The organism is Ruminococcus sporogenes (assembly GCF_054655175.1).
Genome location: NZ_BAAHOA010000001.1, coordinates 442,071 through 463,144 on the forward strand (window position 1 = coordinate 442,071; position 21,074 = coordinate 463,144).

Annotated in this window: 31 protein-coding genes; 30 read left to right on the forward strand and 1 reads right to left on the reverse strand. The window is 42.3% G+C overall.

From position 1 onward, the window contains the following. Position 1 precedes the first annotated feature (1 nt). Genes ACYQ0N_RS02315 through ACYQ0N_RS02335 form a run of 5 tightly spaced genes read left to right on the forward strand, consistent with a single transcriptional unit; the run spans position 2 to position 1,255 of the window. Positions 2-178: a hypothetical protein gene (locus ACYQ0N_RS02315; RefSeq protein WP_460161745.1), complete on the forward strand. Its 177-nt coding sequence runs from the start codon at positions 2-4 to the stop codon at positions 176-178. After that, positions 168-434 (forward strand): hypothetical protein, encoded by a 267-nt coding sequence (locus ACYQ0N_RS02320; RefSeq protein ID WP_460161746.1) that lies wholly within the window; start codon positions 168-170, stop codon positions 432-434. Before ACYQ0N_RS02315 ends, ACYQ0N_RS02320 begins: the two co-directional genes overlap by 11 nt. Beyond that, positions 421-636 (forward strand): hypothetical protein, encoded by a 216-nt coding sequence (locus ACYQ0N_RS02325; RefSeq protein ID WP_460161747.1) that lies wholly within the window; start codon positions 421-423, stop codon positions 634-636. Before ACYQ0N_RS02320 ends, ACYQ0N_RS02325 begins: the two co-directional genes overlap by 14 nt. After that, the gene (locus tag ACYQ0N_RS02330) at positions 633-794 is read left to right on the forward strand and encodes a hypothetical protein (RefSeq protein ID WP_419069869.1); all 162 of its coding nucleotides are present in this window, start codon (positions 633-635) and stop codon (positions 792-794) included. The genes ACYQ0N_RS02325 and ACYQ0N_RS02330 overlap by 4 nt, the downstream gene beginning before the upstream one ends. Continuing rightward, entirely contained in the window at positions 791-1,255 is a 465-nt protein-coding gene (locus ACYQ0N_RS02335; protein ID WP_460161748.1) for a hypothetical protein, read from the forward strand. Before ACYQ0N_RS02330 ends, ACYQ0N_RS02335 begins: the two co-directional genes overlap by 4 nt. 174 nt (positions 1,256-1,429) lie before the next feature. Here ACYQ0N_RS02335 and ACYQ0N_RS02340 read toward each other — a convergent pair whose 3' ends face one another. After that, positions 1,430-2,071: a dockerin type I repeat-containing protein gene (locus ACYQ0N_RS02340; protein ID WP_177533590.1), complete on the reverse strand. Its 642-nt coding sequence runs from the start codon at positions 2,069-2,071 to the stop codon at positions 1,430-1,432. A 172-nt stretch (positions 2,072-2,243) separates the two neighbouring features. Between ACYQ0N_RS02340 and ACYQ0N_RS02345 the strand changes: the two genes are divergently transcribed. From ACYQ0N_RS02345 to ACYQ0N_RS02465, 25 genes are all read left to right on the forward strand, one after another. Further along, positions 2,244-2,663 carry a terminase small subunit gene (locus ACYQ0N_RS02345; RefSeq protein WP_177533591.1) on the forward strand — a complete coding sequence of 140 codons (420 nt, stop codon included), beginning with the start codon at positions 2,244-2,246 and terminating at the stop codon, positions 2,661-2,663. Beyond that, entirely contained in the window at positions 2,656-4,047 is a 1,392-nt protein-coding gene (gene terL, locus ACYQ0N_RS02350) for a phage terminase large subunit (RefSeq protein WP_460161749.1), read from the forward strand. Before ACYQ0N_RS02345 ends, terL begins: the two co-directional genes overlap by 8 nt. 4 nt (positions 4,048-4,051) lie before the next feature. Continuing rightward, entirely contained in the window at positions 4,052-5,560 is a 1,509-nt protein-coding gene (locus tag ACYQ0N_RS02355; RefSeq protein WP_460161750.1) for a capsid protein, read from the forward strand. A 5-nt stretch (positions 5,561-5,565) separates the two neighbouring features. After that, positions 5,566-6,969 carry a phage minor capsid protein gene (locus ACYQ0N_RS02360; protein WP_460161751.1) on the forward strand — a complete coding sequence of 468 codons (1,404 nt, stop codon included), beginning with the start codon at positions 5,566-5,568 and terminating at the stop codon, positions 6,967-6,969. Positions 6,970-7,275: 306 nt separating this feature from the next. Next, positions 7,276-7,923 (forward strand): Rha family transcriptional regulator, encoded by a 648-nt coding sequence (locus ACYQ0N_RS02365; RefSeq protein WP_460161752.1) that lies wholly within the window; start codon positions 7,276-7,278, stop codon positions 7,921-7,923. A gap of 182 nt (positions 7,924-8,105) precedes the next feature. Next, positions 8,106-8,687, forward strand: coding sequence for a hypothetical protein (locus ACYQ0N_RS02370; RefSeq protein WP_177531775.1), 582 nt, complete (start codon positions 8,106-8,108; stop codon positions 8,685-8,687). 20 nt (positions 8,688-8,707) lie between these two features. Further along, on the forward strand, positions 8,708-9,631 hold the full coding sequence (locus ACYQ0N_RS02375; protein ID WP_177531774.1) for a capsid protein: 924 nt from the start codon (positions 8,708-8,710) through the stop codon (positions 9,629-9,631). Between the two features lie 12 nt (positions 9,632-9,643). Continuing rightward, positions 9,644-9,862: a hypothetical protein gene (locus tag ACYQ0N_RS02380; RefSeq protein ID WP_460161753.1), complete on the forward strand. Its 219-nt coding sequence runs from the start codon at positions 9,644-9,646 to the stop codon at positions 9,860-9,862. Then, positions 9,859-10,236, forward strand: coding sequence for a head-tail connector protein (locus ACYQ0N_RS02385; RefSeq protein ID WP_460161754.1), 378 nt, complete (start codon positions 9,859-9,861; stop codon positions 10,234-10,236). Before ACYQ0N_RS02380 ends, ACYQ0N_RS02385 begins: the two co-directional genes overlap by 4 nt. Positions 10,237-10,241: 5 nt before the next feature. Then, on the forward strand, positions 10,242-10,580 hold the full coding sequence (locus tag ACYQ0N_RS02390) for a hypothetical protein (RefSeq protein WP_460161755.1): 339 nt from the start codon (positions 10,242-10,244) through the stop codon (positions 10,578-10,580). After that, the gene (locus tag ACYQ0N_RS02395) at positions 10,580-11,005 is read left to right on the forward strand and encodes a hypothetical protein (RefSeq protein WP_460161756.1); all 426 of its coding nucleotides are present in this window, start codon (positions 10,580-10,582) and stop codon (positions 11,003-11,005) included. The genes ACYQ0N_RS02390 and ACYQ0N_RS02395 overlap by 1 nt, the downstream gene beginning before the upstream one ends. A gap of 1 nt (position 11,006) precedes the next feature. Next, on the forward strand, positions 11,007-11,414 hold the full coding sequence (locus ACYQ0N_RS02400) for a minor capsid protein (RefSeq protein WP_460161757.1): 408 nt from the start codon (positions 11,007-11,009) through the stop codon (positions 11,412-11,414). Between the two features lie 5 nt (positions 11,415-11,419). After that, entirely contained in the window at positions 11,420-11,902 is a 483-nt protein-coding gene (locus ACYQ0N_RS02405; RefSeq protein ID WP_460161758.1) for a phage tail tube protein, read from the forward strand. Positions 11,903-12,252: 350 nt separating this feature from the next. Next, on the forward strand, positions 12,253-12,588 hold the full coding sequence (locus ACYQ0N_RS02410; protein ID WP_177531884.1) for a hypothetical protein: 336 nt from the start codon (positions 12,253-12,255) through the stop codon (positions 12,586-12,588). After that, entirely contained in the window at positions 12,560-12,928 is a 369-nt protein-coding gene (locus ACYQ0N_RS02415) for a Gp15 family bacteriophage protein (protein WP_177531883.1), read from the forward strand. The genes ACYQ0N_RS02410 and ACYQ0N_RS02415 overlap by 29 nt, the downstream gene beginning before the upstream one ends. 15 nt (positions 12,929-12,943) lie before the next feature. Then, complete coding sequence (locus tag ACYQ0N_RS02420) at positions 12,944-13,351, forward strand: hypothetical protein (RefSeq protein ID WP_177531882.1); 408 nt, start codon at positions 12,944-12,946, stop codon at positions 13,349-13,351. Positions 13,352-13,460: 109 nt separating this feature from the next. Continuing rightward, positions 13,461-13,934: a hypothetical protein gene (locus ACYQ0N_RS02425; protein WP_460161759.1), complete on the forward strand. Its 474-nt coding sequence runs from the start codon at positions 13,461-13,463 to the stop codon at positions 13,932-13,934. After that, complete coding sequence (locus tag ACYQ0N_RS02430; protein ID WP_460161760.1) at positions 13,916-14,740, forward strand: phage tail protein; 825 nt, start codon at positions 13,916-13,918, stop codon at positions 14,738-14,740. Before ACYQ0N_RS02425 ends, ACYQ0N_RS02430 begins: the two co-directional genes overlap by 19 nt. Before the next feature lie 4 nt (positions 14,741-14,744). Next, positions 14,745-15,107, forward strand: coding sequence for a DUF6711 family protein (locus ACYQ0N_RS02435; RefSeq protein WP_460161761.1), 363 nt, complete (start codon positions 14,745-14,747; stop codon positions 15,105-15,107). A 9-nt stretch (positions 15,108-15,116) separates the two neighbouring features. After that, positions 15,117-17,351, forward strand: a complete 2,235-nt coding sequence (locus tag ACYQ0N_RS02440; protein WP_460161762.1) for a leucine-rich repeat protein — start codon at positions 15,117-15,119, stop codon at positions 17,349-17,351. A gap of 367 nt (positions 17,352-17,718) precedes the next feature. Then, the gene (locus ACYQ0N_RS02445) at positions 17,719-18,438 is read left to right on the forward strand and encodes a hypothetical protein (RefSeq protein WP_460161763.1); all 720 of its coding nucleotides are present in this window, start codon (positions 17,719-17,721) and stop codon (positions 18,436-18,438) included. A gap of 10 nt (positions 18,439-18,448) precedes the next feature. Beyond that, complete coding sequence (locus ACYQ0N_RS02450) at positions 18,449-19,345, forward strand: hypothetical protein (RefSeq protein WP_460161764.1); 897 nt, start codon at positions 18,449-18,451, stop codon at positions 19,343-19,345. A gap of 14 nt (positions 19,346-19,359) precedes the next feature. Further along, positions 19,360-19,815: a phage holin family protein gene (locus ACYQ0N_RS02455; protein ID WP_460161765.1), complete on the forward strand. Its 456-nt coding sequence runs from the start codon at positions 19,360-19,362 to the stop codon at positions 19,813-19,815. A 367-nt stretch (positions 19,816-20,182) separates the two neighbouring features. Beyond that, a complete protein-coding gene (locus ACYQ0N_RS02460) occupies positions 20,183-20,842 on the forward strand; it encodes an N-acetylmuramoyl-L-alanine amidase (RefSeq protein WP_460161766.1) in 660 nt (219 codons plus the stop codon). An 11-nt stretch (positions 20,843-20,853) separates the two neighbouring features. After that, the gene (locus ACYQ0N_RS02465; protein WP_460161767.1) at positions 20,854-20,994 is read left to right on the forward strand and encodes a hypothetical protein; all 141 of its coding nucleotides are present in this window, start codon (positions 20,854-20,856) and stop codon (positions 20,992-20,994) included. Positions 20,995-21,074 lie beyond the last annotated feature (80 nt).

Here is a 21,074-nt window from a genome sequence, read left to right on the forward strand (position 1 = left end):
AATGAAAACCTACATAGTCAGAGCAACGGCGCAGATTCAGCTTACGGCTGAAACGGACAAACCGGAGGATATGAAGTCGTTGGTTAAAAGCGTTTTAATGGATGTTTGTGATGTAAGCGCGGATATCACGGATTTAAGCATTGAGGAAATTTCAGGAGGAAAGAGTAATGAATTTTAACGTCGAAAAGGAAAGATGCGTATTTGCAAAAACGGGTTTTGGCGACAGCGAATATAAATGCGATCTACTTAGTGAGGAATGTGACGGTTTAAAACAAACAAAAATTTGTAAGTTTTATAAAACTAAAGAAGAGTTTGACGCCGCTAATGACAGAGCGATTGAACTATGCCGCGATAAGCATTTATGCGGCGATTGTAAATACCGCAAAAAGGCTTGTTTAAAAAGTACAGAGGGTAAAAGCAGTGCCGTATTGTAAACCGAAATGCAATCCGCCTTACGATTGCTTAAACGGCAGATGCCCTTATGAGGACGATTGTCATTTTAACGGATCAGCGACAAAGGAAGAGACAAAAGCTTTGCATGCGGCGAAGCTGCCGCAGGGCAGACCGGGACAGTCCAGTAACTTTGACAGAATAGACGATATAAAATATAACTTTAGGTCAAGGAGACTGATATGATTAAAAAATACCGTGTATTTAATAAGCTGACCAGCCGTTACCTCGGAACGCTCGATAACGGGTACTTGGAGTTCGATTCTGCAAGAGCCGCCAGAAGGTACATAATCAGAGCGGGTAAAAGGCTTGATATTTTCAGGATCGAGGAGGTAAGGGCGTGAATCTTGATGAAACTAAAGAGTATTTATTGCAGATACGAGACATCGATAAAAAAATAGCATCATTAAAGCGGTCTATAGAACAATGTGAAGAGAGGGCTACAAGTATAACGACTGCATACAACGAATTGCCGCCTCAGCATAATGGAGCTATTTCCCAAAAGGTAGCAAGCAATGCTGAGCGGGCTGTGGATTATGAAACTGATGTTAAAACATTGAAGGAAAAGGCGGAGCAACTGAAAATCAAAATAAGTTGCGAAATTTATAGTATGCCGAATAACACATATTCCGCGCTATTACGTGATTACTACATCAACGGGTTGCCTTGGGAGGATGTTGCTGAAAATATTGGTAAGGATTCTGATTATACAAGAAAAGTATTGCATCCAAATGCACTTAAAGAATTTGAAATTATATTTTTAAATAAACCCGAAAACACCCGGAAATACCCTTTTATTCCGTAATAAAAAATGTTATTATTATGATGGCAAAAACCAAAATAAAAGCCAACGGAAAAAACAGTAGGCTTTCCGGGCGTGAAAGCGTCCGGTTCGCTTTTCCGTGAATATGTAATTAAACCTTGTTATAAATAGTAAAAAGCATAATAATCATATTACTTGATTATTATGCTTTTTATATTATTCTTCAACAACAATATTGCTATTTCCTGTCACATACCTTATAATACATGAATAGTCATTAAAATCGATTTCCCCATTGTTTGTTACATCAGCAGCTATTATTTGAGTTTCATTAAATATTACTGTGCCTGAAATATATTTATTGAGAAGTGTAACATCATCGTTATTTACTCTTCCGTCAAGGTTTACATCTCCCATAAGGAGCTTATTAACACTTACTGATTTGACGTCAAGCGAATTGTTCCTGTCGTTTATCAGGGAAATTATATCAACGTTAAAAGAAGATTTGCCTTGCGGTACTTTATAAACAGCAGAACCCATTATTCCTGCTTTAGAATTTGGGCTGCTGTTTTCATAATAAAAGTTTGATTTTTGCTCAGATCCTAAATGCATGGTTTCAACTGAAAATTGTCCACCTAAGCTTCCGTTTTTTGACCATAAATAAATACAGTCACTATTAGAATAAAAATCAGAAGACCCATGTAGTAATTTAATATATGTATCAACGGGAGAATAAAAGACATATGCATACGTATCATATCTTGTTGATGCTGACGCTGAAACCGAAAAAACGCCGTATAATGAAACAACTGAAACCAAAGAAGTTAAAGCGGCAATGATTCTTTTAAATTTTTTCATAAAAAACTCTCCTAATAAAATATTATGGTTATATTTTAATATATAAAATTCATAAAGTCAATGTAAATTTGTGAAATTTACCATTCATTAACAAAATGTTAACACTTTATTAATATTTAACATGGATGAGCTCTTTGTCAGGGCTTTCCAACGAAAGGAAGGTGAGCCTGTAATGGCTGTATTAGAAAATGCAAGACATGAGAAATTTGTGCAGTGCCTCATCCGGGGAATGAGCCAGAGAAAGGCTTACCGCGAGGCATTTCCTGCTTCACAGAAATGGAAAGATACAACCGTCGATGTAAAAGCAAGCGCTTTGTTTTCAGATGGTAAGGTTTTGGTAAGGTATAGCGAGCTTCAGGAAGAGGCTAAGGATAACGCCATTATGAAAAGAAAGGACCGCATGATTGTATTAAGCGATATAGCGGCTGACGGTAATGAAAAAACGGAGGCAAGAATCAAGGCGATAGATACTCTGAATAAAATGGACGGAGAATATACCGGTAAGCTTGAATTGTCGGGTGAGATTAATTCTAAAAACCCTTATGCCGGTCTGACTACAGAGGAATTAAAGAAGCTGATCGGCAGTGGATAGAGAATTGATAAAGCTCGGAGCAAAAATCGAGCTTGCAAGGCGCGACTTTTTTGCTTACTGTAATTTAAAGGCTCCTGACTTCTACAAAGCAGATAGACGATATTTGGTTGATCTTTGTAATGAGTTCCAGGATTTTATACAGTCTGACGACGAAGTAATGATCGTAAACGAGCCGCCCCGACATGGCAAGTCTCGGACTGCCGGACTGCTGGTTGAGTGGGTGCTGGGAAACGATAAAAATCAAAAGATCATGACGGGCTCATATAACGAAACGCTTTCAACTATGTTTTCTAAAAACGTTCGTAACGACATAATGGAGGCTAAAGCCGATGTACATAAACCCGTTTTTTCCGACGTGTTTCCCGGAGTATCGATTAAGCGCGGCGACGGAGCAATGAATTTATGGAGCTTGGAGGGCGGATATAATAATTATCTTGCAACTTCTCCGACCGGTACGGCGACGGGATTCGGCGCAACGCTGCTCATTATCGACGACCTTATAAAAAATGCCGAGGAGGCAAATAACGAACTGACAAAGGAAAAGCACTGGGCATGGTTTACAGATACTATGCTTTCCCGATTGGAGGAGGGCGGAAAAATTATAATAATTATGACGCGCTGGGCTTCGGATGATTTAGCGGGCCGCGCTTTGGAGCATTTTTATGAATCAGGAGCTAAAGTCCGTCATATCTACATGAAAGCGTTGCAGGACGATGGTTCTATGCTTTGTCCTGAGGTTTTGTCATACAAGTCGTATATGTCTAAAATCAAGGCTATGGGCGCCGATATAGCGTCGGCCAATTATCAACAGGAACCGATAGATATCAAGGGCCGACTGTATACAAGCTTTAAAACCTATAATAAGCTGCCGCAGGACAGCGGCGGAAGAAGCCTTTTAGAGGGAATATACAGCTACACTGATACGGCGGACGAAGGAAGCGATTATTTGTGTTGTGTAATCTGGGGCGCGTATATGAAAGAGGCGTATATACTTGATGTTTATTATACTCAGCAAGGAATGGAAATAACAGAAAAAGAAACTGCGGGCAGATTTTTTGAATTTAAGGTAAACAAGGCGAGGATAGAAAGTAATAACGGCGGTTCAGGCTTCGCAAGAAACGTTATACGCATATTGCGGGAACAATTTTCAAGCAATCAGACCGTTGTAAAATGGTTCCATCAATCGAAAAATAAGAAAGCGAGAATCATTTCGAATTCCACATGGGTAATGGAGCATGTATATTTTCCGCAGAACTGGAAAGACAAATGGCCGGATTATTACAGCGCAATGATAAAATATCAGCGCGACGGAGACAACCGTCACGACGACGCGCCCGACGCGACAACGGGGGTTGCGGAAACTATGTATTTGTTAGGAGCGTGAAAAGGTGGGTGTAATACAGAAATTGAGTGAGAATATAAAGCGGGGGCTGCGAAGCTGGCTAAACGTTATGCCCGCAAATCCCTACAGCATACAGATAAACGAGGTTATGGACTTTGAAGTAAACGCTATCCGTAACCGGATATGGTACAGAGGAGACGGAAACGAGCTTGAACAGCTTTACGGCAGCGTTTCAGAATATGCCGATAAATATAAATTTTGGGCGTCTAAATGCTCGCGTGGAATGGAAATGCGTAAAATACATACAGGACTTCCGTCGTTGATCGTCAAAACGCTTGTTTCGGTTACTCTTTCAGATATGAACGACTTTGAGTTTAAAAAACCCGCGCATGGAGATATATGGAACAATATCGAAAATGAAAACAGCTTCCGAAAAAATCTTGAAGCAAATTTAAGAGAGCTCCTTTTTATCGGCGACGGCGCTTTCAAGATTACAATGGATTCTGATATAAGCAAATATCCTATGCTTGAATGGTATCCGGGCGAAAGAATAGAGCTTGTATACAGACGCGGCCGACTTCATGAGGTCGTATTCAAAACGCTTTTCAGGGAACATAGACGAGAATATATACTTTGTGAGCGTTACGGCTTCGGTTACATAAAAAGCGAGCTCTGCTGTGATGGTAAGCCCGTTGATATGAGCGCAGTCTCAGCTCTTAGCGATCTTAAACCCGTTATTGCGTTTGATGGGTCGCAGATACTTGCAGTACCCTTTAAAATATTTGAAAGCGCAAAATATAAAAACAGAGGCGGAAGTATTTTCGACGGTAAGCTGGACAGCTTCGACGCCTTTGACGAGGTATGGTCGCAGTGGATGGACGCGCTGCGTGCCGGAAGGTCGAAAACTTATATACCGGAGGATATGATCCCGAAAAATGAGAATAACGGAACGCTGTTGAAACCAAACCCGTTTGACAACAGATTTATTCAGACCGCAAGCGCGTTTGCCGAGGACGGAAGACCGTGTATTGAAGTAAAGCAGCCCGACATTCCCCACGACAGCTATCTTGCAAGCTATGTAACCGCGCTTGATTTGTGCTTGCAGGGGATTATAAGCCCCTCGACATTAGGAATCGACGTAAAAAAGCTTGATAACGCAGAGGCGCAGAGAGAAAAAGAAAAGGCGACTCTTTATACAAGAAACGCTATAGTTGAAGCTATGCAGGAGCAGCTTCCTAAATTAGCGGCCGCCTGTATAAACGCGTATATTATGTCTCTGGGAAAAGCTCCGGAGGAAGTCGAAGTCAGTATTCCGTTCGGAGAATATGCTAACCCTTCGTTTGAATCTCAGGTTGAAACGGTATCAAAGGCCAAGCAGGGAGGTATTATGAGTATCGAGGCAAGCGTTGAGGAACTGTACGGGGACAGTAAGGACAAGCAATGGAAAGCGGAAGAGATACAAAGACTTAAGGAAGAGCAGGGCATAGCGCAGATTGACGAAACTCTGATTAATGACGATACGTTTGATTCTGAAACGATTGAACCGGAGGTATAAAAAATATGCCTGATTACGATATCAGCGAAGCTTTTGCCCGTATTGAGAATGAATTGATTTCGTCTATGTTCCGCAACTTTAAACGTCACCGCGCGGAAGAAACAAAGGAGGGCTATAACTGGGAAATGTGGCAGACCATTCAACTGAAGGTTATGGAAGAATACCGCCGGAAGAATAAAAAGAAATTTTCCAAGGAATTTGCTTCTCTTAATGCGAGAATAGATGAATTTATCAGACAGGAGAGAGCCGACGGATCGGCAAATCAGGAAATAAAAATACTGGAAGCTATTAAAAAGGGTTATAAGCCGAAACATATATTCAGCGGCCATGCTGAAACGTCAGCAGAATTCATAAAAATGAATACCCGTAAAATGGACGCTTTGATAAGGGCGACCGTTAACGACGCTGAACGCGCCGAGCATGCCGTGCTTCGTATGGCAAACGATCAGTATCGAAAGATCGTATTTAACGCTCAGGTTTATGCGGCAAGCGGGGCGGGAACATATGAAAAGGCTGTTGACATGGCGGCAAAGGATTTTCTAAGAGCCGGAATAAACTGTATTGAATACAAGAACGGAGCGAGACACGGCATTCGTGATTATATATCTATGTCGTTGTCAACCGCAGGCAAAAGGGCGTATTTGACCGGAGAAGGGGAAATGCGCAGGGAATGGGGCGAGAGCCTTGTTATTATGAATAAGCGCGGCAATCCGTGCCCTATGTGCGCTCCGTTTGTAGGCAAAGTACTTATCGACGATGTATGGAGCGGGGGCAGACCGGACGGAAAGCATATGCTTATGAGTACAGCTATAGCAAAGGGACTTTACCATCCGAGATGTAAGGACGGTCATACGACGTATTTTGAGGGTATTTCTGACGAGGGTAAACCTTATACAGAATCAGAACGGCGGGAGCTTATAGAACAGTACAACGCCGAACAGAAACGAAGGTATGCCGAAAATCAGTCGGAAAAGTTCAGAAGAATGTCCGAAAATTTTCTTGATGAAGACAATAGGCGCATGTACGGTAAAAAAGCTGACGAGTGGAAAAAAACGGCGGAAAATTATATTGACAATTCAAGTAGAAGTGGTATAATAAAGGCAAGTGAAAGAATTGAAATTCATCCCGATAAAATCAATAAATTTCTATTAAAACCAGGCGCAAAACATTCCAAGGAATTTTTTGATGTAGGATACAATGAGAATGATTATGAACGCCTTTTCAATGATATCACTTCGGAGTTTGATAATTCAAAAGTCTTAGATATAAAAAAGAATGAGGATGGAACAGAGGATTTCAGCACATTTATGTATCTCGGTGTTAATAATAAGAAAAGATTCCGAATTGTTTGGAGAAAAGATACTCCAGAAAGTAAACCACGGTTGATAACCGGTCATAGAGAGGATTGATATTATTGTTTAATTTATATGATAAAGTTATAATAAAATCGAAGAATCTCCCCGGTACAATAGTTGATATCGTAAAAACCGGAAGCAAAACAGTAATAACTGTTGAAAGTGACATCAAAGGAAAACGCAAAGACGGTTATGGAGGAGATTTTCCACTTTTTAATTGCAGTGAAGAAGATTTAAAGTTGTTATAGCCGCCTTGATAAGGCGGTTTAGTTATATCACAATTTAATACAAATCAGCGTATGCCTAAAGGTATGCGCTATTTTTATACCCAAAAATAAAATAACTGAAAGGATTATTACTATGTTAGTAGAAGTATCGAAAATCAACAAGCAGGAAGTAACTGTTGTAAGCAGTCTTGATGTAGCGGAGACGTTTGAGAAACGTCATGATGATGTGCTGAAATCTATTCGTAATCTTGGCTGTTCAGACAAATTCCGACTCCGCAATTTTGCGGAGTCGACATACATTAATGAGCAAGGCCGTAAACAGCCGTGCTATTACATGACAAAAAATGGATTCTCATTTTTGGTAATGGGCTACACAGGCAAAAAAGCTGACGCTTTTAAAGAGGCTTATATAAATCAGTTTGAAGTCATGGAAAATATTCTTAAGGGCAAGCTTATAGAACGAGAAAAGGGGATCGCAGTCAGGCAGTCGCTCACGAAAGCCTTGCAGCAGTCTACTGAAAACGAAAGAATGCACGGTCATGCGTATTCGACATATACAAACTGCATTTACAAGGTTTTGTTCGGCATGAACGCCAATAAGCTGAGAGAGCATTACGGTATTCCCAAAAAAGATAATCTCCGCGATTGTTTTACAGCGGAACAGCTCAGAGATATAGAAAGCATGGAAATGCTCGTATCGTCTTTGATTAATTGCGGCTGGGGTTACGACCAGATAAAAAGCTTCATAGAAGTAACGAATGTTAAGAAAATAGCTTGTTAAGCGTTTCGGCAATAGCCGGAGCGTTATTTTTATACCTATTTGGGGGTGATAGCATATGAAACGCAAGCTTATAGGCAGACAGTGAAAGGAGGTGATCCGCATATCTCGTCCGAAGCGTACGTCAACGCTCCGCGCCCCGAGCACGGCATAAAACTGCTTAAATATTTTTTGGAGGTAATGTTATGGCAGAAGAAGCTAACGTAAACAATCAGAATCAAGGGCAGAATCAAAATGCCGGCAATTCCGATCCGCAGTCCGTTCCTGCCCGCGAAATTGACTATGGCAAAATCGCCGAAATTGTTGCAAACGGCACAGAACAGAAGGAATCGGAAATACTCAGAAATTATTTTAAACGTCAGGGATTGTCTCAGGAGGAAATGTCAGCCGCGATTAACGTATATAAGGAGGAAAAGGCAAAGAACACTCCCGATTTGAATGAAATCCAGTCGCAGCTTGCACAGGCGCAGAAAGCCGCCTTGACGGCAGAGATTCAGCGAGCCGGCACTCTGGAAGCCATTACAATGGGAATTGACGTAAAGACAGCGCCGTATATTCTTAAAATGGCGGATATGAGCGGAGTTACCGGAGAAGATGGAAAGCTCAATCAGGAGGCGTTGAAAAACGCTATAGCAAAGGTATTAGAAGACATACCCCAGTTAAAGCCGCAGGCCGGCGGAGCTAAAGGCTTTAAATTCGGAGCCGATGGAGATTCCGGAGACAATAACGCGAACAATGAAGCTCTTAAAGCGGCGTTCGGGCTTTAATACAAGAAAGGATGATATAAATGGCAGTATATGATTACGCGACGACCTTTACAGGCTTGCTTCAGGAGAAATATTCAAAGGAGCTTTGCTCAGACGCACTGACTAAGAGCAATATGCAGGTGCAGTTTATCAATGCTCAGACTATCAAGCTTCCAAGAATGACGCTTAGCGGTTACAAGGATCACTCGAGAACGCCGGGCTTTAATTCCGGTACTATGTCAAACGATTGGGAGCCTAAAAAGCTTGAACATGACAGAGATATAGAGTTTTTCATCGATCCGATGGATATCGACGAAACTAATCTCACGCTTTCAGTTGCAAATATTCAGAACACATTTGAGACTGAGCGTGCTATTCCCGAAAAGGACAGCTATCGTTTTTCTAAGCTTTTTGCGGAGCTTACAACTTACGGCGGAAATATCGACGCTACCGTTTTGACAGCGGCTAATATACTTGATAAATTTGACGATATGATGACCGCAATGGACGAGGCGGCAGTGCCGGAGGAGGGCAGAATTCTGTACGCAACTCCGACTGTCAAAAAGCTTCTTAAACGCGCGGAAGGTATTCAGCGTAATATCGATGTGAGCAGCCAGTCGGGAATTGACAGGCGGGTGCATAGTCTTGATAACGTTGAAATAAAAAGCGTTCCATCCGCCAGAATGAAAACGCAGTACAATTTTACGGACGGCTGTACTCCGGCAGACGGGGCAAGACAAATAAACTTTATTCTTATTCATCCATCCTGCGTTGTTTGTAGGGATAAGTACAGCTATATCAAGCTTTTTACTCCTGGAACAGACAGCAGGACCGCAGACGGTTATTTGTATCAGAACCGCAATTACGGGGATCTGTTTTTGCTTGAGATGAAAAAAGACGGTTGTGCAATGAACGTAGAGCCGGCAACTGTTGAGGAAGAGAATACGGAACAGGAAAGCGTATAAGGAGATGATAAAATGAAAGCGATAAAAGGAAACAAGGTATACGATATAACCGAACAGGAAAAGCAGTCGTACATAAGCCGCGGCTTTGATATACAAGACGAAGACGGAAATATAGTTTCCTACGGCAAAGGCAAAAGCGTACCGTTCAGCGAATATGAAAAGGTAAGATCAGAGCTTGAAAAGCTGAAAACCGAACGTGAAACGAAGCCGTCTAAAAAGGAAAACAAATGATGTACGCAGACAGCGCATATTATGCCGACATCTACGGCGGTACGACAATACCGGAAGAATCTCGTAATAAATACCTCGGTTTTGCGTCAAGACACGTTGATTCCCTGACCTACAACAGGATAGTGGGCCGGGGATTTTCTGAGCTTACGCCTTTTCAGCAGAGCATTATCCGCGAAGTGGTTTGTCTGCAAGCGGATTTTGAATATGAAAATGACGACGAAATCGGTAGTATACTTTCCGGCTATAGTATCAACGGGGTATCGGCTCAGTTTGGAAACTCGTGGAACGTTTACACGGATAAAGGGGTAGCAATAAGGAGCGATGTTTACGCGCTGCTGTCCCAGACAGGTCTGTGCTGCAGATTGATGAGGTGATTAAATTGAAATATCCGTGTCTTGTGCCGAAAAGACTGTGCAGAACTCCCGTTATCGTTGAAATAGAACAGGAAGGGCTTAATAAATACGGAGAGCCGAATAAAAGCGTTGTTATAAAAGAAATGTGCAATTATCAGGATAGCGGCCAAACAATTCTCACCGCTGAAAAAAAGCTTATACAACTTTCCGGTACAGTTCTTTTCACCGGCGATATAGCGCCTGAAATACCGAATATAACAGGCGGTACGGTAACGGTAAACGGAAGTTTAAGGCGTATTTTTAAAGGACAAAAGGCGAGAAATCCTGACGGATCCGTAAATTATACAAGATTGGATCTGATATAATGCAAAAAAATGTAAGCTGTAATATAAAGCTGAATGAAACAGCTATTAAACAGCTTGAACGCGCGCAGATAACGGCTCTTGAAAAAACTGCCGAATTTATCCACACCGATGTTGTGCAATCGCAGACGATACCGTTCGACGTGCCGACGGAAAAAGAAAAAGCGGCGGGCAAGACAACCGCCGGAACATTACAGAACGAAAAGCATTTTATCGATTCGACACAAAGTAAAATAGGTAAGGTATTCGTCTGCGTTGAGGGACCCTACGCCCGACGGCTGTATTTTCACCCTGAATATAATTTTGATAAGGGCGAAAATCCCTATGCCGGCGGAAAATGGTTTGAGCCTTACAAGGACGGAGGGAAAAAGAATTTAAAGGTCAGGGCGGCGTTTAAGCAATTTTATAAACGGGAAACGGGGGTATGAAATGCTTTATCTGTCTGATATACGCGATTTTATCGGAACAATGGGAATAACTGACGACGAAAAGGTTTATAGCGGCAAAATGCCGGATAAGAACTTCAAGAGTATAGGAGTTTATAATCTGAAACGTTCTCGTCCGCCGAATATACCGGCGGGAGGATTGAAAAACAGCAGCTATGGCGTAAGGTCCGTTTCTCTGCTTTGCCATTGGAATAAAAGCCAGCGTGAAACAGAGCGCGCCGCTCAGCGGCTGTGGAATGAGCTTTACAGTACGAGAAATTCGGTAATAAACGGAAACAGAATACTGTTCGTAATGCTGTTGCTCGATGAGCCTGTATCGGTTGATACGGATGAAAACGGCATATATGAATATGTAATTGAATGCGATTTTTATTATGAAAGGAAGGAATGATTAATATGGCTGGAGAATCAGTTAAATATACCTCCGGAGTTCACGCAAATTATGATATTGCCTTTAGAATAGATACGGCGGGGTTAAATTTCACGGACGGTCAGGCAATGCCTAAAAGCCCTAAAACCATAAGCGACGCCGAAGGGCTTTCCATAAGCATTGACGGAGGAGTCGAGGAATGGAATCCGATGGACGGCGAAGGTTGGACTAAAAGACTTGTAACAGCTAAATCCATTACCATTTCAATGACCGCGAAAAGAAACAGCGGCGACCCGGGAAACGATTATATAGCCGGCTTATTTATGAAAACGGGCAACGATTGTTATTCGTTTTTTGATATAATTTTCCCCAACGGCGACGAGCTGGGGATTCCGTGCGTTGTTAATGTAACGTCTCTCGGCGGCGACAGTACGGCAATAGACGCTATGGAGTTTGAAATTTTAAGTCACGGAAAGCCGGAGTATATAAAGGGATCGGCTTCGGTATAAATTGACAAAAAAAGACACCTGTGGTATAATAACCGTGCGGGTGTCTGCATAAAACGGTAGGCGGTTCAATTCTTCCTCCAGTATTGGAGGTGAGTTACTATGGGCATAATGGAAATACTTACTTTATTACTTGTAATTATTGAAATAGTTAAGCTTGGTAACAATAATAAAAGAAAATAACCGCCCCACTCCTACATAGGGCGATTATTATTTACGCTGTATTCGGAGGTGAACCGCTTATCGCAGACGCCCCTTTTCATTTATTATTATACCACAATTTAATAAAAAGTCAAGCGTTTCGTAGAGGAACGCTTTTTTCATGCTTAAATTTAAGAAAGAGGTAAATAAAAATGATTGATATTTCAAAAAAAATTACAAACGAGCTTCCCGTTATTAAGATAAGCGAAAACCTTATTGTTTCTGTAAACAACAGAAAAAGCAATGTGCTTACAGTTCAAGCAATGATAGCGGAATCGGAAAACGCTGAAAAAAGCGGCAAAAAAGCCGATGAGTTTAAATTCATGGATACCGTTCTGAGAACGCTTACAAATTCGAAAACTGTCGACGAGATTAATAGTCTTGATCTTCCTTTGCCGGAGTATAAGACGATATTCAACGCAGTAATGGCCGCGTGCTCCGGTCAGACGCTTGAAGAGTTTGAGGAAAGCCAGAAACGATTTCAATAATAAAACAGAATATTGGTACGACTTATTTGACGATTGGGAGCTTATAGAAGCATCGTTTGCCGCTCAGTATAACATACGACTGAGAAATGAGGAAAACATGTCCTGGCCTGAATTCTGCGCTTTACTGTCCGGTATCATGCCGGACACTCCGCTGGGGCAGATCGTTTCAATACGTTCTGAAAAGGACCCGAAAATTATAAAGGGATTTAATAAGGAACAAAAGAAAATACGCTCCGATTGGCAAAAGAGAAAATCAAAGCAAAGAAAAATGGACAAAGGAACTTATGCTAAGTACTGGGCCAGTTTTCAGGAAATGGCAAAAGCGGCCTTTTCTAAATAGAAAGGAGGTATCTGATTGGGAACTAATGTGGGTAGCATAAATTTAGGACTAAATATTGATCCTACTGCTTTTACTAAAGGCATTTCTTCCGCTAAAACTTCGGTTAAAAACTTTTTTAGTTCTGTTTCAAAAGATTCGGAAACAGCGGTCAAAACTATCGGAATTAGCTTTGAATCGGCAAGGTCTCAAGTTGGCAAATTAGCGGCAGAATATAAAAAACAAGGAATGTCGGCAAGTGAAGCAATGGCAAAGGCGTGGAAAGATGTTGGCTATCACAGTAATAACGGCACTAAAAGTGTTAAAAAAGGATTAAAAATTATAAAAAATGAATCTAAAAGCACTGCTGAAGCAATGACGTCTAATTTTTCAACGGCGTTTAAACAGTTTTGGCGCTATAGAAAGCTTTTATCAAAAAGTACTTAAACCAACAGGTAAATGGACGCTTGGAAAAGGAATACCAGGCTTTATAGATTGTCTTACTAAGCTTGTGAAAAGTATTGATTACGATAAAATAAGCGGAGCATTAGATGATTTGTGGGATTCATTAACCCCGTTTGCATTAAACGTAGGCGAAGGACTTCTTTGGTTTTTCCAAAATGTTCTCACGCCGTTAGGTACATGGACAGCAAATGAACTCCTTCCGGCTTTTCTTGGTATACTGGCTGGCGTTTTTGATGTGCTGAATACCGCTATAGAAGCGTTAAAGCCTATGGGGGAGTGGCTTTTTGACAATTTGCTTAGGCCTATTGCTGAGTGGACCGGCGGTATAATAATAGACGTTTTAACCGGAATATCTGACGGCTTGACTAAATTAAGCGACTGGATATCAGAACATCAAACGCTTTTTGAGGTTTTTGTGACTATGATAAGCGCTCTCGGTATTGCCTTTGCAATAGCCTCTAAAATTATTGCCGTAGTAACGCTGTTAAAGCTTTTTCGGCCGCCGGAGGTATCGCGACAGCAGTTCAGAATGCATGGAACGCTTCAATGCTGGCAAATCCGATAACATGGGTTGTCGCAGGAATCGCGGCGCTCATCGCTATTATAATCTTATGCGTAAAGCATTGGGAGGATATAAAAGAAGTCGGTGCGGCAGCATGGGAACACATAAAAAATGCGTGGAATGCAGCGGGTGATTTTTTCAGCGGGCTATGGTCCGGTATAAAAAATCTGGCTTCAACTTGCTGGGACGGAATAAAATCAGTGTGGAACAGCGTTTCCAACTGGTTTAGTGATCACATAATAAATCCGATTGCAAATTTCTTTGGCGGGCTTTGGACAGGAATAAAAACCGGAGCAAGTACTTTAGCTACATTTATGAAAGAAAAGGTTATCGACCCCATAGTGAATTTATTCAAGGGGATGTATAACGGAGTAGTTGGAATAATAGAGGGAATAGTGAACGGATTCATTGGAATCATCAACGGATTTATCAGAGGCATAAACAGTGTAATAGGAGCAATAAACGGCATACCTGGCGTGGAGCTAGGATTACTCGGTGAAATGGAATCCGTATCGATTCCGCGCTTAGCCAAAGGCGGACTTGCATATCAGCCGACGCTTGCAATGGTAGGAGACAACAAAAACGCCCGGACGGATCCGGAGGTTATTTCGCCTCTGTCAAAGCTGCAAGGGATCATATCCCAAAGCGGCGGAAACGGCAACGACCGTATATACGAACTGCTGATGAAAATATACGAGCTGCTCAGACAGCTTGACCTTGTCGCGCAGTTCAATATTGACGGGCGTATGCTTGAGGAGGTAATCATACAGCTTATGAATAAAAACTCATTTATTACAAACGGAAGGTGATGGGATGAATTTAATTAAAATCGGGAGCTATAATACGCCGCCGCCTGTATCATATTCTGTTACGGCTTCCGATCTTGACAGCTCTGAAAGTGGCAGAAGCGAATCGGGGTATATGTCAAGAGAACGTATAAGAGGCGGCGTTAAAAAACTAAACGCGACATGGAGGGTTACAACAGACGAGCTGCTGGCGCTTACCTCCGCTATTTCAGCGCCGGCGTTGAACGTTACCTTTTTCTTTCCTGCAAACGGTTATTATGCTGAAAACGTAACTATGTATGCAGGGGACAGATCGCTTAATCTGATAACAAATATTGACGGGGAAAATGCGGCTCAATGGGAATTCAGCGTTAATTTTATCGAATATTAAGGAGGTTTTATGTATAAGGTAAGCGACGAATGCAGAGCGATTCTGAACAGTCCCGACAGAACTACAGATTTTTACTGTCAGGTTACATTTCCCGGCGGAAGCTTAAGGAGAATAGGCAGCGAGAATATAAAAAGCGGTACTGCCTATGTAAAAAGCAAGTGCGTAAGCGGCTCGGATTTCGAGCTGGGCGCCGTATGCATAGGAGAATTCGGCGTATCTCTTTTAGACGACAATATTGACAGCGGGAATTATCAGGGGGCGGTTATTCGCCCCTTTTGCTGCGTAAGACTTTCCGACGGTACTTTTGAAGAGATTCCCATGGGAGTTTTCAACGTTACCGAAATAAGCGTTCCGGATAGCCGCACTACAAAGCTGGTATGCTATGACGACATGGTCAAGTTTGACAAGGATTTTATTCCGCCGTACGGGGACGGTTCCGTGTTTGATATTCCGGTTACATTGTGGCTCGGGCATATAGGCAATAACTGCGGCGTCGCCGTATCGGAGGAAAGCTTATACAATATTTCCGGTATGAGCAACGGCGGCAGGACAATGGGTTTTGCGACAGCCGCCCCGTGCAACAAGGATATTAAAACTTTTCGCGACGTTCTGACAATGATAACGCAGCTTTTATGCGCATGCGCGGTCATAAACAGAAAAGGCGAGCTTGAAATCATTAACTTTGACCGCAGATATTCCGAGGCGTATCCGGATTATGCAAGAATAATAAACGGCAGTCAAAGAAAATCCGCAGCCATAAAGAATAAAAAACTTTATGACGCCGTTTCCGTTTCGCTAACCGGACTTACAGGCGACAAATACAAGCATATATATCCGCCTGAATCCACGTCTGCAAATACGCTTGCCATTGACGACAATCCCATATTGCGGCTTAGTGAAATTAACGTTGTGGAGGAATATTTAAAGGAAATAGCCGACCGTCTTTTTATGCTGACTTATTACGGAGCGGAAGCGGAAATATTCGGTGATCCCACAATAGACGCAGGCGACCATATTCTTTTGACGGGAGGCGTAGCGGGGCAGGGTGTACGAATATTAGTCACAAAAAACGACTGGACTTACAGAGGCTCCCATAAAATAACCAGCGACGCCAGCATGATACAGGCGAAATCCCGGAAAAATACTACCTCGTCAGGAAGCGGAGGAGATACTCCGATTTATACCGATCTGCGTAATCAGTATATTTACAGACTTCCTCCGGTTTTTGCCGGAACTCATCAGAAACGGCTCTGCCGTATCAGCTTTCAACCTAAGGAATACGGTTCTCCGGTAGAAATTACGGGGCAGATATGTATTGATATGATTCAGCCCGGCACGGTGACTGTAAATAATTCTATTAACGGATACGACACTAAAATTGCGGTTCAGCAGTATCTTTGCAAGGGACTGCATACGCTTGATATATCCCTTCCTGTCAATACTTCGGAAATTAAAACTTATACTGTTAATTTTTACATACAATGCAGCCACGGACACGGAGAAAGTATAAGCGAGGACTATACAAGAGCTAACGCTTATATAGCGGTAAGTGGGCGCTTTGACGAGCCGAAATTTGAAAGCTTCAGCAGTTGTATAACTACTGTCAGCTATATTGGAACGGCAGCCGCCGGAATACCGGTAATAGATTCGGAGAGTACTTGCAAAGGCGTGGTAGAGTGGGGAGACGGTACGTCGGAGGAATATTCTCCGGCTAAGTCTTACAGCCATACCTACAATGAAATCGGTGATTATACTATGACGGTAGACTGCTATATGGAGAAATTTGTATGCACGGGAAGCGTTTCGTCCATATTGCTTGCCGATTCTGTCAGATCGGTAGACGACGGGGCGTTTGCACAGCAAAATCAACTTCATTTCGTATATATACCGCCTCGTGTAAAGAGCATAGGAAATTATGCTTTTTCCGGAACCATACTTAAAAGCGTATATATTTCTAATGATTGCGAATATTTTCTGGCTTCGTTTCCGGAGGACTGCGCCGTTAGGTTTTATCCGTATATTAACAATGACGGGGAAGGAAAGGATAAAAGCGGAGAATATACGCAAGATACTCAAGCAAAGGTTTGGGTGATACTTCACAGCTTAAACAAAAAGCCGTCGGTTACAGTCATAGACGATACCGGGGCGGTTGTTCTCTGCGATATAGAGTATACGAATGAAAATACCGTCACCCTTAGGTTTTCCGAGCCTACGGCGGGAACGGTTTATTTAATTAACGCTTGACATATTTTATGAAAAATTGTATAATAATAAAAAAGGGCATACCGATAGACGGTCGCTCCCAAACTTTAGGATTATACAGGATAACCGCTTAAGTTGACAGCTGAGGGCGGTTATTTCCTTTTATTATGAAACACAGTATAAATTAACGCTGTGTATGTAGTCAGAAAGGCCGCAAACTGAAGCAGTTCGCTCCATGACACATAATTCATAATTATCACTCCCTTCCGGGAGCAGGATTGACCGCCTACCGTTTCAGGTATGCCTTAATACAAATTATACAATATTATGTAATAAAAGTCAATATTTTACAAAGCGTTCCGTAAGGGGCGCATTTTTTATGTCCAAATTTAAGAAAAGAGGTTTTATTATGAGTGTAAAAGCAAAAACTGGAATTGATTTATGTAACAATCAGCTGCTGAACGCGGTACTGGAAAACAAGGCGATGTCGTCCGCTCCGGATTCTCCCGTTGCGGGAAGCTTTTTCTGGGACACAACAAACAACTGCCTTAAAATTTACAACGGTTCCGACTGGATAAATTACAACCCGCTTGACGCCTTTGAATTTTCAAGTACTTCAAGCGGAGTTTTAACCGTATTGAAAAAGAAAAACAGCAGCCTTTCGCCATCTGTTCAGAGTATTAAAGTAATTGACCCGAATGCGTTTGAAGAGGCGGGAGCGGCCGCACAGGCTTACGCAAGCGCAAGATCGTATACGGACGAAAAGGTTTCCGCACTGCTTGGCGGCGCGCCATCGGAGGCTCTCGACACCATATTCGAGTTTGCGCAGGCGGTGGAGGACAACAAGGACCTTATAGAAAGCCTACAGTCTCTTGTTACAAACGGAGTACACAAGGCTAAAATACTATGCCCTGCTCTTACGCCTGCAAGCGGCGTATGTACTTGGGCGTGCAATCACGGTTTATCGCTTGCTGGAAACGATACCGCCGTACTATGCGACGTGTATACGTCAAGCGGTGAAAAGGTGATGTGCGATATCACGATAAACAGCAGATCAAACGTAATAATCAAAATATCAAGCGACACTACGATAACGGCAGGCTCTTATTACGCTGTCGTCGTAGGATAAGGAGGAGCTTATGAAAAATCTTTCCCCGATAAATGAAAGCAAAGACGCTGTAACCAAGGAGTATGTTGATAACAAGAACTTTGCCGGCAGTACAACGCCGGGCGGGGCGGCTGCAAGCGCAGAAAAACTTACAAAAAGCGTAGGCTCACCGACAGTTCCGATTTATCTTGATAATGGCGTGCCTATGGTAAGCAAGTATACTTTAGGCAGTATGGCGGCTAAGAATGCAGATGATTATTCCAAGGCAAATCATACCCATGATTATCTGCCTCTAAGCGGCGGAACTATGAATCCTGATTCGGAGATAGTCATACCCTACGGAGCGACGGGAAGAGCCGCGGGACTCGGAAGAAACGGAATGAGGGTATATACCACAAGCAACGGGTCTCCTTGGGCTTCGGGAGTGAGCTTTTATAAGACCGATAAGGAAACCTCGCTTGGAGCAATAGGAGCATACGGACGCACCGACACCCTGGAGTATTACTATATAGGCAGTTATCAGAATCCGGTAGTAAAGATAACGCCCGATGGAAAAATAACTACGGCGGCAGGCGGAAATCTTTTGTATGACGGCTCTATTCTGAGTACGAGCGGAGAAGCTTCAATCTCAGGATTAGCCGACTACTCTGTAGTCTTGATAAATTTAAACGGATCCGCAAGTACCGGCTTTAAATATGGAGTATCGTCGATGATACCGATATCGTATTTATCGAAATCCGCCGATAACATATATCGCATATACGGCGGAATCCCGTCCTCTTCGTATATCACATCAAGCGGTCCGCAGGCCGCTAAGGATATGGGAGGCTATATAACGGCTTCTATGCCGGACAAGAACACGCTGGAGCTTGCTATGGATTCAAGCGGTTCCGCAATAGGAAGCGTACAGATATATTCAATAATTTAAAGGGGGCTAATGTAATGAACGATAAGATAAAATACATACTTTCCGTTATCGGAGGGTTTATAGCGACGGCCACAAAGCAATACGGGCTTATACTTCTTTTTGTGGTGATAGGAATAGTATTCGATTTCGTTACGGGACTGGTCAAAAGCAAAATAACGGGCGTTCCCTGGTCAAGTAAAAGAGGCTTTATCGGCTTCTGGAAAAAGATATCGCTTCTCGCGGCGTTGTTTTTCGGGGTATTTCTGGACTACTTCATACCCATGTCTCTTGAAAAAATAGTATCTGTCGAAGTACCCTTTGCTTTGCCCTTCGGTTTAATCATCGGAAGCTACATAGTGCTTAACGAATGCATATCTATATGCGAGAATCTCTACGAATGCAACCCGGATATTATTCCGAAATGGATAGCTAATTTATTAAAGAACGCTAAAGGGAAAATAAATGAGGATAAAAACGGCCAAGACGGTTGACACATACGGTTAATTGTTGTATAATAATAAAAAAGGGGCATACCGATAGACGGTCGCTCCCAATAAGTAAGTTAAGTAAATAACCGTCTTAGTTTGGTAGCTGAGGGCGGTTATTTCCTTTTATTATGAAACACAGTATAAATTAACGCTGTGTATGTAGTCAGAAAGGCCGCAAACTGAAGCAGTTCGCTCCATGACACATAATTCATAATTATCACTCCCTTCCGGGAGCAGGATTGACCGCCTACCGTTTCAGGTATGCCTTGATACAAATTATACAATATTATATAATAAAAGTCAATATTTTACAAAGCGTTCCGTAAGGAGCGCATTTTTTATATCCAAATTTAAGAAAAGAGGTTTTATTATGAGTAAAAAAGTATTTATAGGAGTAGGACATGGTGGTAAGGATCCGGGAGCTGTCAAATACATAACCGAAAAGGACTATACCCTTAAGACCGCAAAGCTTGTAGCCCAGTATCTCAAAGAGGCGGGAGTGGAATATAAGCTGTCGAGAACTGCGGATGTAGATACCGATATGGACAGCAAGGTTGCAATGTGCAACGCGTACAATCCCGATCTTGTAATAGACGTTCATTACAACGCGGGAGGCGGAACGGGCTTTGAAGTGTATTACAGCCGTGTAGGCGGTACTTCGAAAACGCTTGCCGAAAACATAAATACGGAAATGAAAAAGCTTATGAAAAGCAGAGGAGTAAAGACAAAGCTTGATTCTAACGGAAGAGACTACTTCGCAATAATCAGGCTGACCGACGCTCCGGCCGTTTTGCTGGAGGGCGGATTTGTAGATACGAAATCGGACGCAGACTATATCAAGGCAAATTACAGTAAGATAGCAAGAGCTTATGCGGACGGTATTCTGAAAACTCTGGGAATAACGGTTAAGACTGACAGTGTTTCGGCTGCTAAGCCTATACTGGACAAAACGGGCTACAAGAAGGGCGACGGCACTATCGGCGTGCTTTCCTTAAAGAGCTGCTGCTCCTTGCGAAAAAGGCCGGAATAAATAAGTATGGAATGGATAAAAACATATGGTTTGGAGACGGAACTCTGAACGCAGTGAATTATCTATTAGGGCAATGGGGTTATAAACAAAACGGGATTGCCGGACAGAATTTTATAAAAAGACTGCATACGGAGCTTGAAAAGAAGATGTAATAAGTTAAATCCCCTCGGACTTAATTGTCTGAGGGGATATTTATTTCTTTTGGATATTAACAAAAAAGTTAATATTTATC